We start from the raw sequence: 23,416 nt of genomic DNA, 5'->3' as shown, positions 1-23,416 counted from the left end.
CCGGTTATACTCCTGACGGAGGGCAAATGATTTCGCAGGAGAATAGTTCGGGCGCGCCATCGGTTGAGGCTGCACCCCCGAAGCGGCCGACGCGCGCCCAGCCCGTCACGCTGCGCCAGGTGGCGGAAGCCGCCGGAGTCTCCACGGCCACCGTCTCGCTGATCGTCAACAAGAAAAAGGACGCCCGCATCTCCGCCGCCACGCGCAACCGGGTCCGGGACGCGATCCGGGACCTTGGCTACCGGCCCAACGCCATGGCCCAAACCCTGGTCAGCGGCAGCTCCCGTTTCATCGGCCTTGTCGCCGACGCCATCGCAACAACGCCCTTCGCCGGCCAGATCATTCACGGCGCCCAGGATGAGGCCTGGAAACATGGCTACGCCCTCCTGATCGCCAACACCGAAGGCAACAGCGAGCTCGAGACCGATGCGATTTCCATGATGCTTGAGTACAAAGTGCGCGGAATCCTCTACTCGACCTGGTTCCACCGCGCCACGGACATACCCGCCACCCTCCGCGAGGCGGACTTCGTCCTGGTCAACTGCTTCTCGACCGAACCGGGCACACGGGCCGTCGTCCCCGATGAGGTACAGGGCGGCCGTTCAGCGACGGAAGTCCTGCTCAAGCATGGTCACCGCCGCATTGCCTTCATAAACGCGACCATCCCCGCGCCGGCAAAAGACGGACGCCTTCAGGGCTACCGGGAAGCTCTTGAAGCTGCCGGCATCGGGTTCGACGAGAGCCTGGTCCTGGAAGCCTATCCAGACCAGGAAGGGGGGTACGGGGCCACCGGGGAACTCCTCAAACGGGACATCACGGCCGTGTACTGCTACAACGACCGGATGGCGATGGGACTGTATGACGGGCTGCGCGAGCACGGCCTGTCCATCCCGGAGGACATCGCGGTGGTGGGGTTCGACAACCAGGAAGTCATTGCAGCCCACCTCCGGCCCCCGCTGTCCACGGTGTCCCTCCCGCACTACGAGCTGGGTGCAGCCGGGGTGCGGATCCTGCTGGGCCTGGAAGAACCACCGGAAACCGCCGCAAAAATCTACTGCCCCACCGTGGAACGAACCTCGGTACGGGCGCTGGCCCCGGCTTAGCCCGGGGGAGAACCCATGCTGGATTTCGTCATTGACATTCTCGGCGCAATGCTAGAAGCGGCCTGGGGTAATTGGGGGCCCACAGCCAAGCAACGCGTCAAGCGCGGGCTCCGGCTCTCGCGCCGCCGGAAGCTGTCCGCGAAGAGCAAGGAGTTCGCGCAGATATGGCTGGCCTACGGACTGCAGAATCTTGCGGACCTCGGACTGCAGGCGCGGGAGGCGGAGATCCGGACGGCGCTGGCCACTGTGAAGGAAGCCGCGCCGGAGCCTGGCAGGAAGAACTGACTACGGGGAATCTCACTTGGCATACACGGTTCAACTAACGTATCGCCGCGAACGCGCAGGCGCCCGGCTGCAATCCATGCTCGCCGGCGCCATCGAAGCGCCCGGACGCGGATAAGTTCTGCCTGGGGGACTGGTTCAGCCCTCGCAGTCCCTGCAGTAGGCGTGGGTACCGACCTGCCGGGCGATCTGGGAGCGGTGCCGGACCAGGAAGCACGAGTAGCAGGTGAACTCGTCACCGGCCTGCGGGATGACCTGGACGATCAGTTCTTCGGCGATGAACTCGCCGCCCGGGACCCCGGCGCCGTCCAGGCCGTCGGCTTCGTCGAGTTCCTGGACAACGCTGCGGGCGTCAGGAGCGTTTGCGGACTGCAGCGCTTCCAGGGAATTCTCCTGGGATTCCTTGACGTCGGAGCGGACTTCATCGTAGTCGGTTGCCACGTGGGTTGATCTCATTTCTCGTCTGGTGACTGGGCTCAGTGCAACGTACAGCACCGCGCAGCTATTCCACAGTCTTCGGGCGGAAAAACCGCCTATATTGCGCCGGGGGACACGCCATGCGCCGGTGCGGGGGCCCGTGGCTGTTCAGGCCTAGGATCAACGGCATGATGCCGGGACGAATCGACGCCGCAGACGGGAAGAACACCGTCAGCGTCAGCGCAGGGATACTGGAGAGCGTCTGGCGTCCCGGTTCCTTTGTCGACGTCGATGACGCCCGGGACGCCATGCTTGCCGTGGAGCGCATCAGTGGCGGCACGCCGATGCCGATGATCTCAGAGATGACCGACGTCGTATTCAGCGCGGCGGCCAGATACCAATTCGCACAGAGTACGGGTGTGGTGGCCATCGCCGTCCTCGGATCCAGCACCGTGGACAGGGTCATCGCCTCGGCCACGAGCCGGGAGACGCAATATCCGCACGAGTTCTTTACGTCCCGGAACGCCGCAATCGCATGGTTGGAAGACGTCGCTAAGAGCCGCGAGTAGTACTCGGCCGCAGCTGGCGATGTTCGGAACAATTTGGAATCGACCAGAGACAGACCGGTCTTTCCCGATGTAAAGTTGCTTCACGGTCTTCCGCTCCATTTCCCGAAGATCATCTGCAGGGCCTTGGGGTGCCATCGCCGGTTCCAGGCTCGGCCGGAACGGGAACAAAGGAATAGCCAAATGTCCATGGATTTGTCGTCCCGTCCGGAAACCTCACGGGAATACGCACCGATTAGCCCGTCGGTGAGCAATCAGGGCGACGGCGACGCGCGGCTGCGGCTGCAGGCGGCCGAGATCATCGCCGCAGTGCTGTCCGATTCCACGCCGGGGCACGCCGCTGCCAGGGAACAGCTGTGGCAGTGTCTGCAAGCCCATCCTGATCGGCCGGAAATTGCCCTGGTGGAGCACCTGATCGCCCTCCGGGAGGAAGCTGGTGGCGGGACGCCCGGGCTCCATTCCGTGCACCGACCCATCGTGCACCAGCGTCCGACACTGCGTGTGCACTATGGCCGCCCGGACCGGGGAGTACGCGGCGGGCTCGGCGGCCTGGCCGCAGACGGAGCCTAGCGAACGGATGCGGCAACCGCGCGTGCGTCCTGCAGTCGTGCACTATGTGCACTACCGGCAGCCCTGCACGTGCTGAATTATTCCTGCTTGTCAGTCTGGCTGTCAGTACCGGGCCCGGCGCCAGCACCCGGTTTGCGGACGGGATCCACGGTTCCGCTCGCGCCGTAGTCACCCTCTGAGTACCGGCCGATTTCGGATTCTGCGGTGCGGCCCGGCGCCGTTCCGGCATCGCCGTAGTCCGCCTCCACGTAGCGCCCCGATTCCCTGGCTTTGCCTCCCAGCGGTTCGGGCAGACCGCCTTCGCTGCCTGCCAAGCCGTAGTCGCCTTCGACATACTGGCCTTCCTCGTCGTCAGCATGGCGGCCGCGCTGCACACCGGCCTTGCCAAAATCGCCTTCGACATAGCGGCCCCGCAGGTCTGGTTCCTCTGGCTTCTTTTCCGGGCCTGCCTCATTCGCGGTGTCTTCGAAGTCGCTGCTATCGGTCATGATCATGCCTTTCCCGAGACGAACTCTGCGTCTTCTGCGGCGCGCAACTTAAGTCTAGCGAGCGGTGTCGTTCCTCAACAGAATGGCTCGGGCCGCAGCACGGATCAACTGCCGGTGTGGTCTCCGGCGGCGTCCCAATCGGATGTGGCTGTGTCGGCTACGCGTTCACGGTGTTCGCGGAGAAGGGCTTCCAGCAGCTTTCCGTGCGCCAGATCGCCGAGGCCATCGGGACGAGCCATACCGCGATCCTTCATCACTTCGGTTCGAAGGACGCCCTCCTCGAGGCCGTGCTCGTGCGCCGGGAGGAGATCGAGGGCCCTTGGCGCGGGGCGCTGATCGAGAACCGCGGGCTCCTTGATACCGTGCCTGAGGTGATGAGGCACAATGCGAAGATCCGTGGGGTCATCCAGCTCGACGCGACTCTCCGGGCCGAGGCGGTGGGCACCGACCATCCGGCCCACGCTTTTATCCAACGGCGGGACCGGGACTTCGTCGGGTCCATCCGCGAAGAACTCGAGCGCGAGCTCGGCGCGGGCCGCCTCAAGCCAGGACTGGACCCAGACCTCCTCGCCCGCCAGATCACCTCCCTGATCGAAGGCGTGCAGCTCGCCTGGCTCTACGACGAGTCGATCGACATGGCGGCGCACCTCGAGGGGTTCATGGAGCTGATCAGGACCTCGCCGGCGGGGCCGCTGAGCTGAGCGTGCCCGCATACCATCGAGGCCGGCTCGACCGTCAAGGGGAGCAAGTACGTCTTCGACCAGAACGACAAGTCCACGGACGCCTCGAAGTACACGTGCAGCAAGATCGTCTACAGCATCATCACCGATCCGCAGGCCCGCGCCAACGCGCTCATCTCCGGCCAGGTCGACGTCGCCTCGCACGCCGCGTCCACGGCCGACCTCGTCAAGTCGCGGGGCATGCGACGTGGTCAGGGTTGGTTGGCGGGGCGGACCAGGATTTCGTTGATGGCGAGGTGGCGGGGACGGTCGAGGGCGAAGGCGATGATTTCGGCGATGTCGTGAGCGGTGACGGTTGCGTGGCTGTAGGCGTCGGTGACCGCGGCGTTGGTCTGCTCGTGGGTGATGTGGGTGGGTAGTTCGGTCGCGACCACGCCGGGTTCGATGAGGGTGACGCGCACATCCGGTAGGAGTTCCTGTCGAAGGGATTCGGACCAGCCGTTGATGCCCCATTTGGTGGCGGCGTAGACGCCGTTCCCTGCGCGGGCTGTGCGTCCGGCGACGGAGGAGATGTTGATGATGTCGCCGTCGCCGTCCTTGAGTTGGTCGAGGAATACCTCGGTGGTGGTGATCGCGCCGAGCAGGTTGACTTCGATCATGCGGCGGTAGTCCTCGCTCTGTTCGGCTGAGAACGGGCCAAGGAGCATGATGCCGGCGTTGTTGATGAGGATGTCGGCGCCGCCGAATTCGTCCTGCACGCGCCGGGCCGCAGCCTGGAGGGCGTCGCGGTCGGTGACGTCGGCTTCGATCGCGATCGCGCCGGCACCGAGTTCGGTTGCCAGTGCTGACAAGCGGTCGGCGCGGCGGGCCAGCAGCGCGACACGGTATCCGGCTTTATGGAGGGCTCGGGCGGTGGCTTCGCCGATGCCGGAGGAGGCTCCGGTGATGACGGCGGTGCGGCCGGAGGCGGTGGTGGTCATGGTGTTTCCTGTTCTGAGTGGTTCGAGGGGTGCCGGCTGGGTGGTCTAGTCGGCGAAGACCTTCTTGGCGACCTGGATGGCGGACATCGCGCGGGGCCAGCCGGCGTAGAACGCGAGGTGGATGATCGCTTCCTTCAATTCGTCCTCGGTGAGGCCGTTCTGTTTGGCCAGGCGGAGGTGGTTGGGGAGTTGTTCGAAGCTTGAGGAGGTGATCAGGCTCGTGACGGTGATGAGGCTGCGGTCGCGTTTGGAGAGTTCGGGTCGTTCCCAGACGTCGCCGAAGAGCACGTCGTCGGTGAGGTCGACGAGTTTCGGGGCGAAGTCGCCGATGGACCGCTGGGCGGGGCTCTGCTCGGTCATGGTGTTCTCCTTTCGGTTCAGGCGTCGAAGTCGGTGCTGCGGCTGACCGGTTCCCAATTGTCGGCGTCGGCGCGCAGCGCCTCGAGCGCGGCACGGAATCCGTTCGAGGCGTCGTTTCCGAGCAGCAACAGGAAGGGGGTGTCTTCTGATTCGACGACCTTGATGAGCGCGGCCGCGGCCTTCGCGGGGTCGCCGTTCTGGGTGCCGTGCATGGTGTCGTGTTCCTTGCGGCGCTTCCCGGCGGTGTCGGCGTAGTCGGCGATCGGTTCGGTGGCCTGGGTGAGGGAGCGGCCGGCGAAGTCGGTGCGGAACGCGCCCGGCTCGACGGCGATCGCGCGGATGCCCAGGGGTGCGATCTCTTTGCGGAGCGACAGGGTGAGCGCTTCGATCGCGGCCTTCACGGCGGAGTAGTAGCCGGAGCCTTCCGGGCAGATGCGGGCGCCGATGGAGGAGAGGTTGATGATCGTGCCGGAGCGACGGGCGCGCATTCCGGGCAGCACGGCCTTGATGGTGCGGACAGTGCCGAACACGTGCGTGTCGAACAGTTGGTGCACGGCATCGTCCTCGCCCTCTTCAACGGCGGCACGGTAGCCGTAGCCGGCGTTGTTGACGAGAACGTCGACGGCGCCGAACCGCTGTTCTGCTGCCGCGACGGCTGCGGTGACCTGCGCGTCGTCGGTGACGTCGAGCGCGAGGGCGACGGCGGTGTCCGGGTAGCGATCGGCGATGTCCTGTACTTTCGCGGTGTCGCGGGCGGTGACGACGGCGTTGTCGCCGTGCTCGAGCACCGCGGTCGCGAGGGCGCGGCCGAGGCCGGTGGAGCATCCGGTAATGAGCCAAGTGGTCATAGGGCTTCTTCTTCCTGATCGATCGTTTCGTCATCGTGCTGGAGCGCGAGCGTCTGCGCGCGCCGGTATTCTTCGTCCGTGACGTGTTCACCCCAGGTGACGCTCGCGCCGTCCTTCTCGGGGAGCAGTTCGGAGAGGGCAAGGTGGGACATGAAGTTATCGACGGTTGCGCCGTGCCAGTGCCACTCGCCCGGCGGTGTGTAGACGGTCTGGCCGGGATGCACGGCGACCGTTTCTCCGCCACGTGTCTGCACGATCGCGACGCCGTCGGTGACGCGCAGCGTCTGTCCGCGCGCGTGCACATGCCAGGCGGTCCGCGCACCGGGCGCGAACCGCACGATTGCTGCCGTCAGGCGCGAAGGATCCGGTCGTGGTTTGGCGACCGGGTCGACCCATACGTCGCCGGTGAAGCGATCCGAGGGCCCTTTCGTGGTCGCGGCCCGAGGTTCTATCTCCATGTCAGCGTTCGCGGGTCGACGCCGACGCCGACGCCGACGCCGGCGCCGGCGCCGGGGCCTGGGCGCCGCTGCTGGCGGCGAGGCTGCCCAGGAGGCGGAGCCGTTCCTCGGTTGGTGAGCCGGACGGGGCGGTGTAGGCGAAAATCATCCAGCCGGGGTGATCGGGGATTTCGACCCCTTCGTAAACGAAGTCGAGTTCACCAATGTCGGGGTGCACGATCCGTTTCACCCCGGTACGGTGCAGGCGGACATTGTGGGCGGACCAGCGGATTCGAAAGGTGTCGCTGCGCGTGACGAGCTCACCAATCAAATCCGTGAGGCCCTTGTCGTGCGGGTTCCGGCCCGCAGCGGTGCGCAGGGAGGCTACGGTGCTGTCGGCCGCGCTTTCCCAGTCCGGGTAGAAGGTGCGCGATGCCGGGCTCAGGAAGATGAACCGCGCGTTGTTGCTGCCGTTCGCCGGGTCATCCAGCAGCGGTGCCATCAATGCCCGGCCGAGTGTGTTCGTAGCCAGGATGTCCCGTTGCGCGTTCAATACCCACGCAGGCGCCCCGGTCATGGCATCCAGGAACGCCTGCAGCGAGGGCCTCACACCGTTTGGCGCCGCGCGGCGGGCGGATGCCGCGCGGCGGGCGGTTGCCGGAGCAGCCGACCGGGCGAGCTCGTGCAGATACTGCGTCTCGGCCTCGTCCAAACGCAGAACCCGGCCAACAGCATCAAGTACCTCGGCCGAAACGCCGGCGAGGTCGCCTCGTTCCATCCGCGCATAGTATTCGCTGCTCGTGCCCGCAAGCATCGCGACTTCCTCCCGTCGCAGGCCCGGCACCCGGCGGCGACCGCCGCTGATGATGCCCAGCTGTTCCGGAGTCAGGCGCGCCCGCCGGGTGCGAAGGAACTCGCCCGCTTCTTTCCGATTACCCATGCCCCCACTCTAAGAGCACACCCACGGGAAGAAACAGGAACCACCAGTTAGTGGATAACCGGCTACCTCGCGTAATGCCCGATGGATTGAAGCAGAACCTGACGCGGCGGGACCGCACAAGATCCTCCAGCCGCGGAGACCGGGCAGGCCAATTAGTGCAGCGAAAAACACGTCAGGTAACTCTGCGATTCACACCCCTAGGCGCCCCACCGGCCAGTTGTCGGCCCGCCAGGGTTCCGGAACAAGTACGAAAGGATCTCGATGCGCTGCTGGACCGCCTCACCACGTTCCTACACTCCTTACTCACATGCGTCAGGGAGTACGGGAGGCAAACTTTTTAGGACCATACAAGGAACACGACCATAAGCACCGACTGCACCGCACTGAGCGTCCCGGCCGGCCTTCCAGAGCAGGCCAAGAGGGTTCGTTTGCGCCATGGCGACACTTTCATGTTCCAATTCCAAGGTTCTATTCGGGGGCGAAGCGGCGTCAGCGTAGCTCCCGTTGCGTAGGTCAAGTGCCGTTGGCCGCCGCTCCAGCGTGGGCCACACCTGTTGTCCCGAGCGCCCGATTTCGGTGCAAACACGGACCAGGCCACGCTGAGAACCGCTGACACCCCAACCCTGATGCCGGATCAATATACGACGGTTCTGCTGCCTCGCCGGCGGGACGATGATGCCTCCTTCTTCAAGGTATGCCCATGCATGTCGCACAGTATTGTCGAGAAAGCTTCATCTGCGACGCGACCTGGGTTTCGGGCGGTAGTTCATGCATCACCCACTTGTATGCGTTGTCGGCAGTGCTCCACGGCGTGAGCGGCTGCGTGAGGGCGTTGCGTGGCTGATGATGCCGACCAACTTGTGGTCAGCAATGACCGGGAGCCGCCGGACCTGGGCCTTGGCGACGATTTGGTTGTGCGCACAGCCGTGGGGTTCAGCTGGAGGTGGCAGGCCGGTCGGGGCGGGCCAAGTCGGCCTGGATCGCGCGGATGATCGACGCGAGGACTCCGGTAGCGAGAAGTCCTGGCCCCAGCGGACCGGCGGAATTTCCCCCCAGCGGTGGCAAGCGCCGAAGCGCTGACCGGGCTTCGGCGCTCATGTGCTCCAGTTGCCAGTTGACCTCGTCGTCGACCCTCTGGGGCCGATCGGGCGCCGCCAGTCCGGCCGCTTTCGCGGCATACGCGGCTGCCCCCAAGGCGTGTGCGCCCATGTGGGCGACGGCTGCGGCTTGCGTGGCGGACCGGGCGGCAGCCACCGCAGCAGGGCTGTTCACCTCGCGTGCGGCACGGCCGGCAATAAACCGCCGGCGGATCTCTTCGGCGGCACTGAGCTCACCGCGAGCGAAGGCCCGGGCCCTGGCGATGGCGTCGCGGGGGCGGCCATCTGCCGGCGCCTCTGCCTCAAATAGGGCCACGACACGCTCGGCGCAGTCCGCGGCCCAAGACGCGACGACGCGGCGCTCGGCCTCGCTTAGCGTCTGCGGAGAAGCCATATCGGTAGCGTACACAGGGCTTGCAGACCGTTCCCCTTAAGCGACGCCAAGCGCGACACGCAGCCCTGAGAAACGGCAGCTACGGAGCGCCGGGCTCACCCTCGCCTTCAAGAATGGGCGCATGGCAGAGTCGAGGTCCAGGTTCACCGCTGGGGGGCGAGGCGCGATGAAGCAGCGGGCCAAGGAGCTAAAGGGACAGCAAAGCGCCGCCGAGGCCTTACAGTCGGTTCCCGACAAAATCGCGTCACTTGACGAGCCGGACAAGACAAGCGCTGAGCGCATTCAGGCGATCGTCATGGGGGGGCGCACCGTCGGTGGCCCCGAAGGCGGCACCTTAGGGCGGTGACGTGGACCTACTCCTGGCGGCTGAAGACAGTTTCTCCATCCAGCCAAGTCGATTCGATCGGGAGGTCAAGGAGGTCGTCGGCGGAAACCCGAAGGGGATCGTCGGCCCATATCGCGAGATCTGCCCTGCTCCCGGGCCGGATGGTTCCCTGGTCATGGTCTCCTTGAGCCGCTGCGGCCCAGACCGAGAAGCCCTTGAGCGCTTCGAGCGCCGTCAGCCTTTGTGAAGGTTCGAAGACAGGCGCATCGGTCCGGCCTGGGATGCGGCGCAGGCGTGCCCATGCCATGCCGATGCGCGCGTCGTACTGAGCCACCGGCCAATCCGAGCCCAGCGCAACCGGAGCGCCCGCATCGATGACGTCACGGATCCTCCAGGCCCGTTTCGATCGCTCTGCTCCCAGGCGGCTGGACCAAGAATCGGATCCGTCCGCCTTTCGCCACTGCATGTGCAGGGGCTGCATCGACGCGGTGATTCCTGCCGTGGAAAGACGTGCCAGGTCCCTGTCTGCCAGGCATTCCAGGTGCTCGATCCGGTGCGGAGCTCCCCGCCGGGACCGCACGCCGGCCGAGACGTATGCGTCGATCGCAGCACCGATGGCTCGATCACCGATAGCGTGCGTCGCGATTTGAAATCCTGCGTCGCCATATTGTTTGACGGTTGCAGCATAGTCAGCCGGATCTGGCCAAAATGATTTCAGACCGCCGCCCAACATATCCGGTTCATAAAGCCAGCCGGTTCCCGTATCGATAACGCCATCAAGGATGAGTTTGACGAGCCCACCGCGCCAGCGGCGCCCCTGTCGGTCCTTCGACAAGAGGTAAGACCGTGCCTCTTCAGCGGTCAGGCCAGGCCTGTGCTCGAGTGCGGAAACCAGCCTGACGGGCAAACCCGATCCGGTGCTATCGATCTTGTCGATGAAATCGAGCGAAGCAAGGTCCCCATCCATGATCGTGCCTGAGGTAATGCCGGTTCTCGACAGGCAAGAAATCAGCTGCCGTGCCCTCTCAACGGCCTGCGCTGCAGACAGAGCCGGCGCGGTGGCTCCAACCAATTCGAAGGCAGTGGATTCCCGCAACTCCCCGGTTGGGTTGCCGGCTTCGTCAACAACAATCTCTGAAGTATCGCAAAACCGACGCCCACCTGTGATGCCACTCAATCTCAGGGCCTCTTTGCTCGCCAGTGCCGTATGAAGATCAAACAGGAGAATGTACGCCGGCAGGCCGTAGACCGCCTCCTCAATCAGGTCAGCGGCTATTCGCCGTCCTTCAAAGACGCCGTAGTCAAGGTTCCATCCCCTGACCCACTCCGTTGAGTTCTCCGAAAGCACTCTGGCTGCTTCGGTGCGCAGGGCGGCGAGGAAGCCGTCGAACGTTGACACCGGGCCGAAATCGACACCGACCGTGATTTCCGAACCCTGGATGGGATGAATGTGCCCGTCAATGAGCCCGGGCGTGATTGTCTGGCCGTTCGCATCGTGCACGTGGGTGCGTGGACCCCGGTGTTCGCGAAGAAGGTGTTGGCCGCCAGCTGCGAGGATCCTGCCGTTCGCGATGACAATTGTGCTGACAGACGGTTGTTGTGCGTCAAGGGTATGCACGTTTGCATTGAAGATGACTGTGTCCGCGGATTTGAGGTTATTGGGCATCAGACTTCCCGTGATCTTGAATGTTGGGTATGGGCCTAGAGTGTCGGCGGCAAGGGCCGCACCGCTTCACAGCGGCCGCCAGCAGGCGGGTGCGGATGAGATCGTGCTGTCCATGGTCGTTTCTGGCAACGAGTGCGCACCTCCGGGGCCGGAGGTGCGCACTCGTTGTGGTGGGGCGCGCGGCCGTGGAAGGAAGCGGTCAGGCCGTTGAGGCGCTGAGCTGGTTCACGCGTGAATCGTCCGGGGCCGGGGTGCTCCACGCCGGGGGTTGGAAGTGTGCGCCGCCGTACATCGGGTAGCGCAGGATTCCTTGCTGGTCGTGGAGTTGTGCCCAGGGCCGGTTGATGCCGTGGGTTCCGTAGCGGCGGACCTGTGTGACCCGGTCGAGGTCGAGGACTCCGTAGAGGATTTCCTCGCCTCCTCTGGCGTGCTGCATGATGGTGCCTTCCGGGTCCACGATGACGCTTTCTCCGACTGCTGACGGGTCGGCGCCGTTGATGTTGACGACGTAGACCTGGTTGGCGAAGGCGTTGGCCCGGGACATCACGATTTCCATTTCCCTGTCCCGGGTGGTGGTGAGGGTGGGCTGGATGATGACTTCGGCGCCGAGCCATGCCAGTTGCCTGGCGACCTCGGGAAAGCTTCCATCGAAGCAGATGGCTAGGCCTACGCGTCCCCTGTCGGGGATGTCGAAGGTCACGAACGAGTCGCCCGGCGTCGTTGTTTCGAACGGGCGCCAGGGAAAGAGCTTCCGGTACCGGGCCACGATCTCGCCATCGGGGGAGACGGCGATTGCCGTGTTGTAGGTGTTTCCGCCGTCGGTTTCCAGCAGGGATCCGGGCACGAGCCAGACCCCCAGACGGCGGGCCAGGTCCGCGATCCGGTCGGTGAGCGCGCTGGGGATGGGGCCGGCGGAGCGGGTTTCGCCCTCTGGGTCCGGGATCAGGAATTCCCCAGGTGCCGCGAGCAGAAGTTCGGGTGCGACGATGATGTCGACCTCAGGACCGAGCTCTTTGGCGGTTTCGGCCTGGGCAGCGAAGCGTTCCCACGTTGCTTCGACGTCGTAAGGAACGGGTTTCGTCTGGATTGCTGCAATGGATAGGACGCGCATTTATGCCTCGGTTTCGCTGCTCAGGATGGATTGCAGTTCGTTGCGGGTGGAAAAAGTTCCCCGGGGAATTGTTTGCCCGGTGAAGTAGGGCCGGAGTCTGGGGCGGATGATGGCAATGACCAGAACGCCCAGGGCGAGCGCGCCGATTCCGATCCAGAACACGGTTCCGATGCCGAGCCAGGAGAGCCCGGCGTATTCGGGGGACAACATATCGACGGCGCTGTACGCAAACGCTCCCGTCATCAGGAGGGCGCCCAGGCCCGGGAGGATGCCCTTCAGGACGAGGGCGGAGGCGGAGGTGCGCATCTGCGGAGCGAAATACACGACACAGGCCAGCGCCGTCGCGGCATAGTAGGCGGCGATCATCAGGCCGACTGAAAGTATGGCCAGGCCGATGAAGTCGGCGCTGATCGCTGTCAGAACCACTGTCACGGCAATGCTCAGGAGCGCCCACCAGATGATTGACGTCGTCGGTGTCCCCCTGGAGGGATGCATCTTCGTGGTCGCCGCGGGCAGCGCGCCGTACGTTCCCATGCTGAGCCAGGACCGGGGATTGCTAATCGCGACGGTCATCAGCGCCGCCAATGCCGAGATGCCGACGGCGAGGATGATGACCTGCCCGAAGAGGCCGCCGGTGGCCTGGGGGCCGAGCACGGACAGGACGTCCGAGACGGTCGCGGGATCTGTGATGCCGGCCGTCCCTGCATATCCAACGGCGGCCGTCGCGGTCACGACGTAGAAGAACAGAAGGATCACGGTGGTGATGACCACGGCCCGCCCTGGTGTTCCCTTGCGGTCGGTCGTTTCCTCATTGACCGCTATCAGCGCGTCCCAGCCCCAGTAGATGAACAGGCACAGGATGACGCCGTGGACCAGGCCGGAGAGATCGCCGGAAGCAAATGGATTGAACCAGTCCAGCCCTGGCTGCTCCGCACCCTCCGCCGAGGTGCCGGCGGCTATGGCGACAAAGGCCCCGATGCAGAAACCGCCCAGGGCAATCAGCTGCAAGGCAATCAGCGCGTATTGAAGCCACGCCGAGAGTTCAATCCCCCTGGCCGCCACGACGCCGCTCAGTGCGATCAGCCCGCACGCGATGGCGGCGACGATGACCGGTTGGGAGGCTGCCCAGCCCAGTCCCAGGAAGGTCAGCAGATAGGTCGTGGCAACCTGAGCCAGGGCCGCGCCGGCGATGAAAGTGGCAACCTGGGGGACCCAGCCACCGAAAAACCAGCCCGCCCACGGTCCGAAGACCCGCGAGATCCACACGAAAACCCCGCCGCAGTCAGGCATTTGCCGATTGAGATCCCGGAAGGCGAAGGCCGTGAACAGGATAGGCACGAACCCTAGAAGGAACGCCGCCGGTGTGCTCGACCCGACCGCCAGGACAACGAAGCCCAGCGTCACTGCCAGGCTGTACGCCGGGGCCACAGCGGCCAGACCCAATGCCACTGTCGGGCCGATGCCGATCGATCCGGCCTTTAGTCCCTTGCTTGCAGCGGCAGCCGGAAGGGCGGGGGGTGGAACGGTGGGGGGTGGAAGGGGATGTGACACGGAGACTCCTCATCGAATCAAAGTTATTTGAATCACATTCAAATTTGAATGCCATTCAATACGGGTCTAGACTCGTTGTCAATAGGCATCGGGCCAAAGGGGGAGTGGCAAATGGCAGACATCAGCAAGAGGGAATGGCGACGCCGGGAGATCGCGTCCGCAGCACAGGCCGTCGCCGCACGTGACGGCGCGGAAGCGGCGACGCTGCGCGCGATTGCGGCGGAGGCAGGCATGGCTCCCAACGCCGTGCTGTATTACTACGGAAGCCTGGCCGAAATCACGGCAGCAGCCGTCCAGGCGGCTTCCGCCAGATTTCTCGCGCGGCTGTCGGAGGCGGCGGACCCCGGCTTGAGTCCGACCGCCAGGCTCGCCGCCGTCGTCAGCGCCGGCACGACGGCGGGGCTGGAAGACGATGCTTTCCGGATTCTTTACGAATACTGGACTCATTCGCTCAGGGACGGGGAGCACCGGCGGATCCAAACGGAACAGACCCGCACTCAGCAACGGATCTACGAACGGATCATTGCCGATGGAGTGCGGGCCGGTGAGTTTTTTCCCGTCCTTGAACCGGCGAAGATTGCGCGGACCCTGGTGGCCCAGGAAGACGGCCTGGTCATGGACGTTCTCGCCGGCACCGCCAGCAGCGAGGACGTGCTTGACCTGGTCGCCAGTCTCGCCTCGGCCCTTCTGGGCCTCGGCCGCGACACGCTCCTCGATCACATTCGAAGTCTCGCCTTCTCCCGTCCCGGCCAAACGCGGCTGGATCGTCCGCCAGCACAAGCTGTCGAACATCGTCCGAGCGCAGGTGGATGAGACCAAGGCCCGTTCCAGTCGCGGCCGCGTGCTTCCGGGCATCCACCGCCCCGGCCAAGGATGCATCCAATGCCAATGCCGGGTGATCGGGTCGGCATTCTTCGGAGGCGTCGCTCAGTGAATTGTCCGGCCCGAAGTCATCAGCGAAGCTGCGCCAGACAGTTTCATCTGGAAGCCCATCGGAGTTGACATCAATCTCCGAATGCAAAGGCGGTGTCACCCGTGGGCGCTTCACGTGCGAGCTCATGTCCTGCCTGCGTGTCGCGATTCATCAGGGGGCGAAGCCGTCCGCTATGTCCAGCACGGTGTCGAGGATGGCCAGGCCTGTCTGGGTGTCTTCGACGCTGGTGTTGCATGGAGGCACCACATGGATGCGGTTGGAGCTCGCGAACGGGAGCAGGCCGCGGGATTTGCAGGCCGCCACGAGCTGGTTCATTTCCGGGCTTGATCCGCCGTACGGTGCCAGAGGTTCGCGGGTCTGGCGGTCCTTGACGAGTTCGATCGCCCAAAAGACGCCCGTACCGCGGACTTCCCCGACCGAGACGTGGTTTTCGGCGAATCCGCGGAGGGCCGGGCCGATGACAGTCTCCCCGAGGTGTTCCGCGTGTTGGACGATCTGTTCGTTCTCCATCGCGTTGATGGTGGCCACGGCTGCTGCCGCCGCCAGCGGATGGCCAGAGTAGGTCAGGCCGCCGGGGTAGACTCGCTTGCCGAATGTGGCGGCGATCTTCGGGCTGATGGCTACGCCGCCCATCGGAACGTAGCCGGAGTTCACGCCCTTGGCGAAGGTCAGCAGGTCCGGGGCGACATCGAAGTGCTCGACGGCGAACCATGCCCCGGTGCGGCCGAAACCGGACATTACTTCGTCGGCGATGAAGACGATGCCGTGCCGTGTGCAGAGCTCCCGGACGCCCTGCATGTATCCGGGAGGTGGCATGTAGATCCCGGCTGTGCCCGGCACGCTTTCCACGATGAGTGCGGCGATGGTGGCCGGGCCCTCGAAGCTGATTAACTGTTCCAGATGTTCCAGCGCACGCTGGCTTTCCTCCTCCTGGGTCGTGGAGTGAAAGGCGGTGCGGTAGAGGTACGGCGGGAAGAAGTGCACGGTGCCGGCGCTGGCGGTGTCGCTTGCCCAGCGGCGCGGATCCCCGGTGAGGTTCACGGCGAGCTGGGTACCGCCATGGTACGAGCGGTAGGCCGAGAGGACCTTGTGGCGGCCCGTGTGGAGCCGGGCCATGCGTACGGCGTGCTCGTTGGCGTCGGCCCCGCCGTTGGTGAAAAAGATCTTGTCCAGTTCGCTGGGGGTGCGGCCGGCAATCAGGCGTGCGGCTTCGGAGCGGGCGTCGTTGACGTAACTCGGCGCGATCGTACACAGCTTGGTCGCCTGCGCGGCGATGGCGGCCACGACGGCGGGGTGCTGGTGGCCGATATTGGTGTTAACCAGCTGCGAGGAGAAGTCCAGGTACTTGTTGCCGTCCCCGTCCCAGACATATGAGCCTTCGGCCGCGGAAATGACCATAGGGTCGATGAGGTCTTGGGCGGACCATGAATGGAAGACGTGGCGGCGGTCCAGCTCATAGGCTCGGCGTGCGTTATCGAGTTGGGTCTGTCCGAACAACGGTTCGGATTCAACAATGGAAGTCATGATTTGTCCTTACGTTGAAGAGGCAATTAGGCGTTCTGCGGGAAGCCGAGGTTGATGCCGCCGTGGCTGGGATCGAGCCAGCGGGCAGTCACGACCTTGCCCCGTGTGAAGAATCCGACCCCTTCGGTGCCGTGGGCGTGCGTGTCGCCGAAGAGCGAGTTCTTCCAGCCGCCGAAGGAGTAGTAGGCCATCGGGACCGGGACAGGGACGTTGATGCCCACCATGCCGACCTCGACCTCGTTTTCGAAGCGGCGGGCGGCGCCGCCGTCGTTGGTGAAGATCGCGGTGCCGTTGCCGTATGGGTTGGATTTGATCGTCTCGAGGGCATGGTCGTAGCTGTCCACGCGGACCACGGAGAGGACCGGGCCGAAGATCTCGTCGGTGTAGATGGACATGTCGGTGGTGACGTTGTCGAAGAGCGTGGGACCAACAAAGAAGCCCTCGCCCTCGGCGTCGGCGGCAATGTTGCGGCCGTCGACGACGAGCGTGGCGCCGGCCGACTCGCCGGCGTCGATGTAGCCGGCTACTTTGTCCCGGTGCTGGGCCGTCACGAGCGGGCCCATGTCGCAGCGGCGCAGTCCGTCGCCGGTGCGGAGTGAGGCTGCTCGTTCGGCGATCTTGCCGACTAGTTCGTCCGCGATGTCGCCAACGGCGAGGAGCGCGGAGATGGCCATGCAACGTTCACCTGCGGAGCCGAAGCCGGCATTGATGGCGGCGTCCGCGGCGAGGTCGAGATCGGCGTCGGGCAGCACGATCATGTGGTTCTTGGCGCCTCCGAGGGCCTGGACGCGCTTGCCGTTGGCGGTGGCGGTCTCATAGACGTACTTGGCGATCGGCGTGGAGCCCACGAAGGAGACAGCCTTGATGTCCGGGTGGGTCAGCAGGGCGTCGACGGCCACCTTGTCGCCGTGCAGGACATTGAAGACACCGTCGGGCAGCCCGGCTTCCTTCCAGAGTTCGGCCATCCAGTTGATGGCCGTGGGGTCTTTTTCGCTGGGCTTGATAACGACGGTGTTTCCGGCGGCAATGGCCAGGGGGAAGAACCACATGGGCACCATGGCCGGGAAGTTGAACGGGCTGATGATGGCGACCGGTCCGAGAGCCTGACGGACGGAATGAACGTCCACGTTGGTGGAGGCGTTGGCCGTATAGCTGCCCTTGAGCAGGTGCGGGATGCCGCAGGCGAACTCCACGACCTCCTGGCCCCGGGTCACTTCCCCGAGGGCGTCATCCAGGACCTTGCCATGCTCGGATGTGATGATGGCCGCGAGCTCGCCTTTGCGGGCATTGAGCAGTTCGCGAAAGGCGAAGAGGACCTGGGTCCGACGGGCTAAAGAGGTGTCCCGCCAAGCCGGGAAGGCGGCTTTGGCCGCGGCGACAGCGTCGTTGCTTTCAGCCACGCTGGCCAGGGCAACCTGGCCTGTCACTTTTCCCGTGGCGGGGTTCGTGACGGGGGCCGTGCGGTCCCCGGCGGGGACGTAGGTGCCGTTGATCCAGTGTTCGATGGTGTTCATGGATTTCTCCTCTGTGCCGTTGTGCCGCGCCGTTTGCGGCGTGCTGTGCGTCTAGTCTGTCCGCGGCTGCGCAGCACCATAAGGGGCGGTATGTAAAGAAAAGGGCCAGCTGGATTACACTCTGTAAATGCTGCCAACAGTGCGAACCATCCTCGACCTCCCCGTTATTCGTGCTGCGGGCGCCAGCGTCCTGGGTGGTTCAGCCGGTTTGGGCGCGCCTGTGCGCTGGGTCCACGTCAGTGAGATCCTCGATGTTTCCGGCTTGCTGGCCGGGGGCGAGCTGGTGCTCACCACCGGTCTTGAGCTGGAAAAGGAACCCGGCCTCACGGGGTCGTTCATCAGATCCTTGGAGGAAGCCGCAGCCGCCGCGTTGATCGTCGAACTTGTCGGAAACAGGGAACACAGCTTGGCCGCCCTGCGTGCTGCGGCCAAGGAGACCTCGCTTCCGGTGATTGTCCTTGAGCGGCGGGTGCGGTTCGTGGAGATCACGGAGGTCGCCCACCGAATGATCGTGGCGGAGCAGCTCGAACGCGTGGAGCGCGCCAGGGATGTCCATGAGGCTTTCACGATCCTGAGCCTGGAAAGCGCGGGGAGCCAGCAGGTTGTGGAGCAGGCGGCGATGATGATCGACGCCCCGGTTGTCCTGGAGGACCTCTCTCACCTGGTCCTCAGCCACTCCGCCCGGCAGCTGGACACGGCCGAACTCTTGGAAGACTGGGAGCGCAGGTCCCGAACAACTCCATCGCCGGCTTCGACGGCGCGGACCGGGCCGGAGCAATGGCTTCAGACCCCGGTGGGTGTGCGCCGAAATCTGTGGGGCCGGCTGATTGTGCCGGTGCCGGTCAACGACGACGAGACGGCCGCTATGGTACTGGAGCGCGCGGCACAGACCCTTGCCATTAACCGCCTCGCGGATCGGGACCGGCTGGAAGTGAGCCAACGGGCCCAGGCAGGTCTACTCAACGCCTTGCGTCAGCCCCGCGGAATGAGCGCCGCCGAAGCCCTGGCGCGCGCCGCATCCCTGGGGCTGAAGCGGTCGCCGCTCTACGTGCCCGTGGTGTTCCGGACCACCCCAGCTCAGCAGGCCGCCGCGCACGGCGCAACGCTTCTGGCCGGCGATCCGCTCGCCGGCCAGCGGGAGGAACGGGAACTGCTGGAGCTCTTGGTCCGGACGCTCAAGACAAGCTCCGGCACAGCCTTGACGGGCAGCATCCGATCGGGTTCGATCGGCATGATTCTCGGCGTGCCGGCACGCCAGCTCCAGGACGCGGTGCTTCAGCACCTTGCCCTGGCTGTTGCTGAGAAGGCGCGTCCTTCCGGAGACGCGGGGGCCGGGGCGGCGTCGCGCTGGACCATCGGCGTCGGGCGCCCCGCCAGTTCTCTCCTCGAGGCCGCCGCGGGCATCGACGAAGCGGCCCACGTCGCCGAGACGGCGGCTACCCTGCGCGACGGCGGAAAATTGTTCTACCGAGCCACGGATGTCCGGCTCCGGGGGCTCCTGGCCCTGCTTCGTCACGACCCGCGTGTTCAGCAGTTCGTCGAATCGGAGCTGGCGTCCCTCCTCACGACGGAAGCCCGGGGCCAGAGCGGTCAGCTGGAACTGCTCGGGAAGTATTTGGAATCCGGGGGCAACAAGACGGCGATGGCCCGTAGCGGCTATCTGAGCCGTCCTACGCTCTACGCGAGGCTGGCCAAACTGGAAGAAGTGCTTGCAGTGGATCTCGACGACGCTGAATCCAGGACGTCCCTACACGTCGCACTCTTGCTGCACCGCCTGCGGGGCCTCTAGCAGCCGAATCTCCGTCCCAGGCAACTGGGACACGCTGCGGTACGCCTTGAGGACGGCCGAGCAACATGCCCTGAAGAAAATACCGGCGTCAGCGAGCTGTGAGTAGGGCACGACACCTGTGCTTTTATCGGCGTTTGGGCAGCGAATTCCCGGTGACAGTTGATGTATCTCCCATCGCCCGAACCTTCGGAGCAGAGGGTTGCTGGCCGGTGTCTGGCTCCTAGGAAATTCGGCAGCCGAGCTCGCGCTCAGGAATGATGAGTTCCGCCGCTACCTTGAGATCCATGCATCAACGTGACACAGCCTGCGAAGCCGGTAGCCGTAATTCTCCTAGAACAGCGGCCAGGGCACCGCCGGCATCTCACCGCTCGGGGCCGGTAACCGCCCTGCCAAGCGCAACCGGGCGCAGCGCGCGGCGAGCGACGCGATTTCTTCGGAGCTGAGCAAGTCCGCCAGGTTTCGGCCCAGCCCACCGTGCAGTCCTTCGCTGACACGATCTATGCCGTCGCGTTCCTCGGCGGTCAGAGCGTCTCCCAACCATCCCCACAGCACCGTGCGCAGCTTGTGGTCACGGTGAAACGTGAGCCCATGGTCCACGCCGTGCCGGTGCCCGTCCGTCATGGCAAGAATGTGGTCGCCTTTGCGGTCGGCGTTGTTGACGACGACGTCGAACACCGCCATGCGTCTGAGCGCTGGCGAGTCTTCGTGAACGAGAGCGACCATCCGTCCGTTCTCATCTCGTCCCTCGAGAACGTGTTTCCAGCCCGTCTCCGGCACGTGGTCCGTCGCGACCAGGTCCACGGCGCTTTGGGCGGCGTCTTGCTCCTGCCAGAGCTGTACCATTCCTTCGCCCAGGGGACCGTCGCGCAGCCAGGTGTGCGGCACGACGTCCCAGCCGAAGGCCTGCGAGACCAGGTAGGCGGCCACCTCCCGGTGAGCCAGGGCGCCGTCGGGAAAATCCCACAGCGGACTTTCGCCCGCTATCGGCTTATAGACCACCACCACGTCGCCGATGCTGCCCAAAAATGTGGCGTTCGACGCCGTCGTGATGCGGCCGGTGAGCGTCAGTTCGGCGGTCATGAGGTCCGGCGCCGGCATCAGACCTCGGGAAGGGTGCAGGTGTGCCCGTCGGCGTCCATGGGGTAACCGCAGAGCGGGCACGTCGGACGCCCGGCGCCCACGATCTCCCGGGTGCGCTTGGCGAATGCGCGGGCGGTGCCGACCGGCATTCGCACCAGCAGCATTTCGGCCGCATCGGCGCCGTCATCATCCAGCGATTCGTCGTTGTCATCGTCATCGACATCGGTGATCGGGTAGGCCTCAATTACAACCTGGGCCGTGGTTGGGTCCCAACCTAAGCTCATGGCGCCGGTGCGGAACTGCTCCTGAACGGCCTCGAGCTGGTCATTGTCGACAAGTTCAACGGGAGTGCCTGTGGGAACGCTGAAGGGGTTTCCCTCGACGGTGATGAGCTGGTCGAGAATTTCGTCGATCTTCTCCGCGAGCAGGGCCGACTGCTGCTTCTCCAGGGCAATACTCACGATCTGCGTCCCTGCGCGCACCTGCAGGTAGAACGTGCGCGCCCCCGGAAGGCCAATGGTGCCGACGACGACCCGATCAGGCCAGGCAAACTCGTGAACGCGTGTAGGCATGTCAGTATTCTAGGCACATGAGGTTCATGGCGCCTTTTGCCCTGCACCGCCGCCCACCGGCGCATCGCCAGAGTGGATGCCGTTCGACAGCCACGACAGATCACCGCCGTCGGTGTTGGTCGCGTAGACGCTCGGCCGATTAGCGCCGTAGCGCACGATCGATACGGAGGCGGGGCCCACGTTAATGCGCTGGAACAGGTCAAGGTGCATGCCGAGCGCGTCGGCGAGGATTGACTTGATGATGTCACCGTGACTCACCGCCACCCACACGGCCCCTGGCCCGTACTCGGCTTCGAAGGCTGCATCGTGGCGTCGAATCGCAGCCACCGACCGAGCCTGCATCGCGGCCATGGATTCACCGCCGGGAAAAACGACGGCGGACGGTTGCGACTGCACAACCGGCCACAAATCCTCGGTCGCGAGATCACTGAGCGTGCGGCCCTGCCACTGCCCGTAATCGCACTCGGTGAGATCGAGATCGACCGGCGCGTAAGGCGTGCCGGCCTGGCGATCGAGGATGAGCTGGGCGGTCTGCTGACAACGCTCAAGAGGGCTCGACACCACCCCGACTACGGGCACGGCTGCGAGCCGGTCTCCGGTCAGAGCCGCCTGGTCCCGCCCGATCTGGTCCAGGCTGACGCCGACGGCCCGACCGGCCAGCAGTCCGGTGGCATTGGCTGTGGTGCGGCCATGCCTCACGAGAATAACTGTCGCCATCCACCCAGCCTAACCACCCGCTCGATGGCAGTGTGAACCGTACAACCGGAAAAACCGGCACAGCAAGAACCCCCGACCGTAGTCGACCCCCGCATGGAGGACAGGCGGTCGAGGGTGGTCACGACACGGGTGTCCCCGTTTCGGCAGGCGGCCAGCGCTTCCCCGAGTCCCGGCCGTGCCCGGTTGGCGCCGGTGAGGCCCTGGTCCGTGAAGGTCTTGTCCGGTGCCACTCCCAGAGCGAGAAGGGCATTCTTCTGGGCGGTTAGGTCTTGGTCGTTGGTGGATACGCGGGCTTATCCGATCAGCAGCCCGGTCATGATGTTGAATGTACCGTTATCCCCCCGTCACCGGGCATTTTTGCGGGCGGGTCTTACAGGAATCGGCCGGCCGCGGAAAGACGGCGATGGTGATCTGGAAATCTTGGCTGGCGCTTGCGCCGGTGGGGGACCGGCTTGCGGGCCTTCTCGGGGTCCCGAAAGTAGGGACCCGTGCGTACACCTAATGGCAGGAGTGGCCATAGGCTCGGGCGATGCATGATTTATTTGCGAGGGATATTATTGCCACGCTTTGAGCAAGCTAGCAAGCTAGCAAGCAAGCAAGCAAGTAAGTGAGATGAGATGGCAATTTACGTCTTAGTTCATGGTGCGTGGCATGGGGCATGGTGCTGGGACAAGGTAGTTCCTTTGCTACAGGCGGCAGGTCATCACGCATACACTCCGACGCTTACGGGTCTGGGGGAACAAGCGGCACTCTTGGCCCCTGAAATTGGACTCGATACTCACATTCAGGATGTGATCAACTTCATTGAGACGAAAGATTTGCAGCATGTGATCCTCGTAGGCCACAGCTATTCCGGCATGGTGATCACAGGGGTTGCGGATCGCGTTCCACATCGCGTCGCCCATCTCGTCTACTTAGATGCCGTCGTCCCGCACGACGGCCAATCTATCGTCGACATCGCACACGTAGGCACAATGATTCGGCATGATGCGAAAAGAAATGGGGATGGCTGGCGCGTCAATCCGCCCCGGGAAGGCCGTCTCGGCAGGGGCGGGCTGTTTGGCGTCACGAAAGAACCAGACTTGAGCCTCGTGCGCTCCAAAATAACGCCCCAACCTCTAGAGACATTTATCCAACCCGTACATATCGCCCATGAAGACGTCGTTGCCGCGATTCCTCACACATTCATTGAATGTACCCGCCGCGGGCTGGTGGTCTGGTTGTTCCGCCGAATCTTTACGCGAGGCACACTACCGCCAAACGAACCGGGCTGGAAGCGGCGTACACTTCCTTCGGGCCACGATGCCATGATTATCGCGCCACAAGCATTGGCCCATCTTCTGCTTGAAATCCCTCTGGCGGCATAACGAGGGGATCCTGGCGCGAAGCGATTCCATGCGGAGAATTATCCTCGTAGCCCCGGACGGCACAGGGTTTCACCCCCAATCTCGCCTAACCCTCACCCCTCTTG

General features: G+C 64.6%; 25 protein-coding genes and 1 pseudogene. 9 read left to right on the top strand and 17 right to left on the bottom strand.

The window, feature by feature from the left end; translation table 11 throughout:
* The first annotated feature begins 26 nt into the window (after positions 1 to 26).
* The gene (locus AC1DEY_RS01895) at positions 27 to 1,103 is read left to right on the top strand and encodes a LacI family DNA-binding transcriptional regulator (RefSeq protein ID WP_476866529.1); all 1,077 of its coding nucleotides are present in this window, start codon (positions 27 to 29) and stop codon (positions 1,101 to 1,103) included.
* Between the two features lie 15 nt (positions 1,104 to 1,118).
* Positions 1,119 to 1,388: a hypothetical protein gene (locus tag AC1DEY_RS01890; RefSeq protein WP_476866528.1), complete on the top strand. Its 270-nt coding sequence runs from the start codon at positions 1,119 to 1,121 to the stop codon at positions 1,386 to 1,388.
* 135 nt (positions 1,389 to 1,523) lie between these two features.
* Here the strand turns inward: AC1DEY_RS01890 and AC1DEY_RS01885 are convergent, their stop codons facing one another.
* Positions 1,524 to 1,826 carry a DUF4193 domain-containing protein gene (locus AC1DEY_RS01885; protein ID WP_476866527.1) on the bottom strand — a complete coding sequence of 101 codons (303 nt, stop codon included), beginning with the start codon at positions 1,824 to 1,826 and terminating at the stop codon, positions 1,524 to 1,526.
* A gap of 164 nt (positions 1,827 to 1,990) precedes the next feature.
* Here AC1DEY_RS01885 and AC1DEY_RS01880 point away from each other — a divergent pair, with 164 nt between their 5' ends.
* Together AC1DEY_RS01880 and AC1DEY_RS01875 are read left to right on the top strand one after the other, a co-directional pair.
* A complete protein-coding gene (locus tag AC1DEY_RS01880) occupies positions 1,991 to 2,371 on the top strand; it encodes a DUF7793 family protein (protein WP_441408806.1) in 381 nt (126 codons plus the stop codon).
* A 180-nt stretch (positions 2,372 to 2,551) separates the two neighbouring features.
* Entirely contained in the window at positions 2,552 to 2,938 is a 387-nt protein-coding gene (locus tag AC1DEY_RS01875; protein ID WP_476866526.1) for a hypothetical protein, read from the top strand.
* A gap of 77 nt (positions 2,939 to 3,015) precedes the next feature.
* On the opposite strand, the gene AC1DEY_RS01870 is transcribed toward AC1DEY_RS01875, so the two are convergent.
* Positions 3,016 to 3,426, bottom strand: coding sequence for a hypothetical protein (locus AC1DEY_RS01870; protein WP_476866525.1), 411 nt, complete (start codon positions 3,424 to 3,426; stop codon positions 3,016 to 3,018).
* 116 nt (positions 3,427 to 3,542) lie between these two features.
* Here AC1DEY_RS01870 and AC1DEY_RS01865 point away from each other — a divergent pair, with 116 nt between their 5' ends.
* Entirely contained in the window at positions 3,543 to 4,127 is a 585-nt protein-coding gene (locus AC1DEY_RS01865) for a TetR/AcrR family transcriptional regulator (protein ID WP_476866524.1), read from the top strand.
* 230 nt (positions 4,128 to 4,357) lie between these two features.
* Here the strand turns inward: AC1DEY_RS01865 and AC1DEY_RS01860 are convergent, their stop codons facing one another.
* The 6 genes from AC1DEY_RS01860 to AC1DEY_RS01835 all read right to left on the bottom strand — a co-directional run bounded on the left by AC1DEY_RS01860 (position 4,358) and on the right by AC1DEY_RS01835 (position 9,162).
* Positions 4,358 to 5,086 (bottom strand): SDR family oxidoreductase, encoded by a 729-nt coding sequence (locus AC1DEY_RS01860; protein WP_476866523.1) that lies wholly within the window; start codon positions 5,084 to 5,086, stop codon positions 4,358 to 4,360.
* Positions 5,087 to 5,131: 45 nt separating this feature from the next.
* Entirely contained in the window at positions 5,132 to 5,446 is a 315-nt protein-coding gene (locus AC1DEY_RS01855) for a carboxymuconolactone decarboxylase family protein (protein ID WP_476866522.1), read from the bottom strand.
* 17 nt (positions 5,447 to 5,463) lie between these two features.
* On the bottom strand, positions 5,464 to 6,294 hold the full coding sequence (locus AC1DEY_RS01850; RefSeq protein WP_476866521.1) for an oxidoreductase: 831 nt from the start codon (positions 6,292 to 6,294) through the stop codon (positions 5,464 to 5,466).
* A complete protein-coding gene (locus AC1DEY_RS01845) occupies positions 6,291 to 6,752 on the bottom strand; it encodes a (R)-mandelonitrile lyase (RefSeq protein WP_476866520.1) in 462 nt (153 codons plus the stop codon). The genes AC1DEY_RS01850 and AC1DEY_RS01845 overlap by 4 nt, the downstream gene beginning before the upstream one ends.
* A gap of 1 nt (position 6,753) precedes the next feature.
* Entirely contained in the window at positions 6,754 to 7,671 is a 918-nt protein-coding gene (locus AC1DEY_RS01840; protein ID WP_476866519.1) for a helix-turn-helix transcriptional regulator, read from the bottom strand.
* 933 nt (positions 7,672 to 8,604) lie between these two features.
* A complete protein-coding gene (locus tag AC1DEY_RS01835; RefSeq protein WP_476866518.1) occupies positions 8,605 to 9,162 on the bottom strand; it encodes a putative immunity protein in 558 nt (185 codons plus the stop codon).
* Positions 9,163 to 9,328: 166 nt separating this feature from the next.
* On the opposite strand from AC1DEY_RS01835, the gene AC1DEY_RS01830 reads away from it, so the two are divergent.
* Positions 9,329 to 9,508: a hypothetical protein gene (locus AC1DEY_RS01830; protein WP_476866517.1), complete on the top strand. Its 180-nt coding sequence runs from the start codon at positions 9,329 to 9,331 to the stop codon at positions 9,506 to 9,508.
* A 7-nt stretch (positions 9,509 to 9,515) separates the two neighbouring features.
* Here the strand turns inward: AC1DEY_RS01830 and AC1DEY_RS01825 are convergent, their stop codons facing one another.
* The 3 genes from AC1DEY_RS01825 to AC1DEY_RS01815 all read right to left on the bottom strand — a co-directional run bounded on the left by AC1DEY_RS01825 (position 9,516) and on the right by AC1DEY_RS01815 (position 13,815).
* A complete protein-coding gene (locus AC1DEY_RS01825) occupies positions 9,516 to 11,153 on the bottom strand; it encodes an amidohydrolase (RefSeq protein ID WP_476866516.1) in 1,638 nt (545 codons plus the stop codon).
* 199 nt (positions 11,154 to 11,352) lie between these two features.
* Positions 11,353 to 12,264 (bottom strand): carbon-nitrogen hydrolase family protein, encoded by a 912-nt coding sequence (locus AC1DEY_RS01820; protein WP_476866515.1) that lies wholly within the window; start codon positions 12,262 to 12,264, stop codon positions 11,353 to 11,355.
* On the bottom strand, positions 12,265 to 13,815 hold the full coding sequence (locus AC1DEY_RS01815) for an APC family permease (protein WP_476866514.1): 1,551 nt from the start codon (positions 13,813 to 13,815) through the stop codon (positions 12,265 to 12,267).
* A gap of 48 nt (positions 13,816 to 13,863) precedes the next feature.
* Between AC1DEY_RS01815 and AC1DEY_RS01810 the strand changes: the two genes are divergently transcribed.
* On the top strand, positions 13,864 to 14,628 hold the full coding sequence (locus AC1DEY_RS01810; RefSeq protein ID WP_476866513.1) for a TetR/AcrR family transcriptional regulator: 765 nt from the start codon (positions 13,864 to 13,866) through the stop codon (positions 14,626 to 14,628).
* 271 nt (positions 14,629 to 14,899) lie between these two features.
* On the opposite strand, the gene AC1DEY_RS01805 is transcribed toward AC1DEY_RS01810, so the two are convergent.
* On the bottom strand, positions 14,900 to 16,273 hold the full coding sequence (locus AC1DEY_RS01805) for an aminotransferase class III-fold pyridoxal phosphate-dependent enzyme (RefSeq protein WP_476866512.1): 1,374 nt from the start codon (positions 16,271 to 16,273) through the stop codon (positions 14,900 to 14,902).
* 26 nt (positions 16,274 to 16,299) lie between these two features.
* Complete coding sequence (locus AC1DEY_RS01800; RefSeq protein WP_476866511.1) at positions 16,300 to 17,787, bottom strand: CoA-acylating methylmalonate-semialdehyde dehydrogenase; 1,488 nt, start codon at positions 17,785 to 17,787, stop codon at positions 16,300 to 16,302.
* 127 nt (positions 17,788 to 17,914) lie between these two features.
* Here AC1DEY_RS01800 and AC1DEY_RS01795 point away from each other — a divergent pair, with 127 nt between their 5' ends.
* On the top strand, positions 17,915 to 19,576 hold the full coding sequence (locus AC1DEY_RS01795) for a PucR family transcriptional regulator (protein WP_476866510.1): 1,662 nt from the start codon (positions 17,915 to 17,917) through the stop codon (positions 19,574 to 19,576).
* A 330-nt stretch (positions 19,577 to 19,906) separates the two neighbouring features.
* Here the strand turns inward: AC1DEY_RS01795 and AC1DEY_RS01790 are convergent, their stop codons facing one another.
* The 4 genes and pseudogenes from AC1DEY_RS01790 to AC1DEY_RS01775 all read right to left on the bottom strand — a co-directional run.
* Positions 19,907 to 20,674: an SCO1664 family protein gene (locus tag AC1DEY_RS01790; protein WP_476866509.1), complete on the bottom strand. Its 768-nt coding sequence runs from the start codon at positions 20,672 to 20,674 to the stop codon at positions 19,907 to 19,909.
* Entirely contained in the window at positions 20,674 to 21,228 is a 555-nt protein-coding gene (locus tag AC1DEY_RS01785; RefSeq protein ID WP_476866508.1) for a DUF3090 domain-containing protein, read from the bottom strand. Before AC1DEY_RS01785 ends, AC1DEY_RS01790 begins: the two co-directional genes overlap by 1 nt.
* Positions 21,229 to 21,252: 24 nt before the next feature.
* Positions 21,253 to 21,945: a histidine phosphatase family protein gene (locus AC1DEY_RS01780; protein WP_476866507.1), complete on the bottom strand. Its 693-nt coding sequence runs from the start codon at positions 21,943 to 21,945 to the stop codon at positions 21,253 to 21,255.
* 98 nt (positions 21,946 to 22,043) lie between these two features.
* Positions 22,044 to 22,262 (bottom strand): annotated as a pseudogene (locus AC1DEY_RS01775) (recombinase family protein); the annotation flags it as partial.
* 300 nt (positions 22,263 to 22,562) lie between these two features.
* Between AC1DEY_RS01775 and AC1DEY_RS01770 the strand changes: the two are divergent.
* Complete coding sequence (locus tag AC1DEY_RS01770) at positions 22,563 to 23,312, top strand: alpha/beta fold hydrolase (protein WP_476866506.1); 750 nt, start codon at positions 22,563 to 22,565, stop codon at positions 23,310 to 23,312.
* The last annotated feature ends 104 nt before the right edge of the window (positions 23,313 to 23,416 follow it).

The sequence above is a fragment of the Arthrobacter sp. 05T47 genome, from assembly GCF_056395825.1.
The sequence above is the reverse complement of the archived record's forward strand: the minus strand, read 5'-3'. Positions and strand labels throughout refer to the sequence as shown.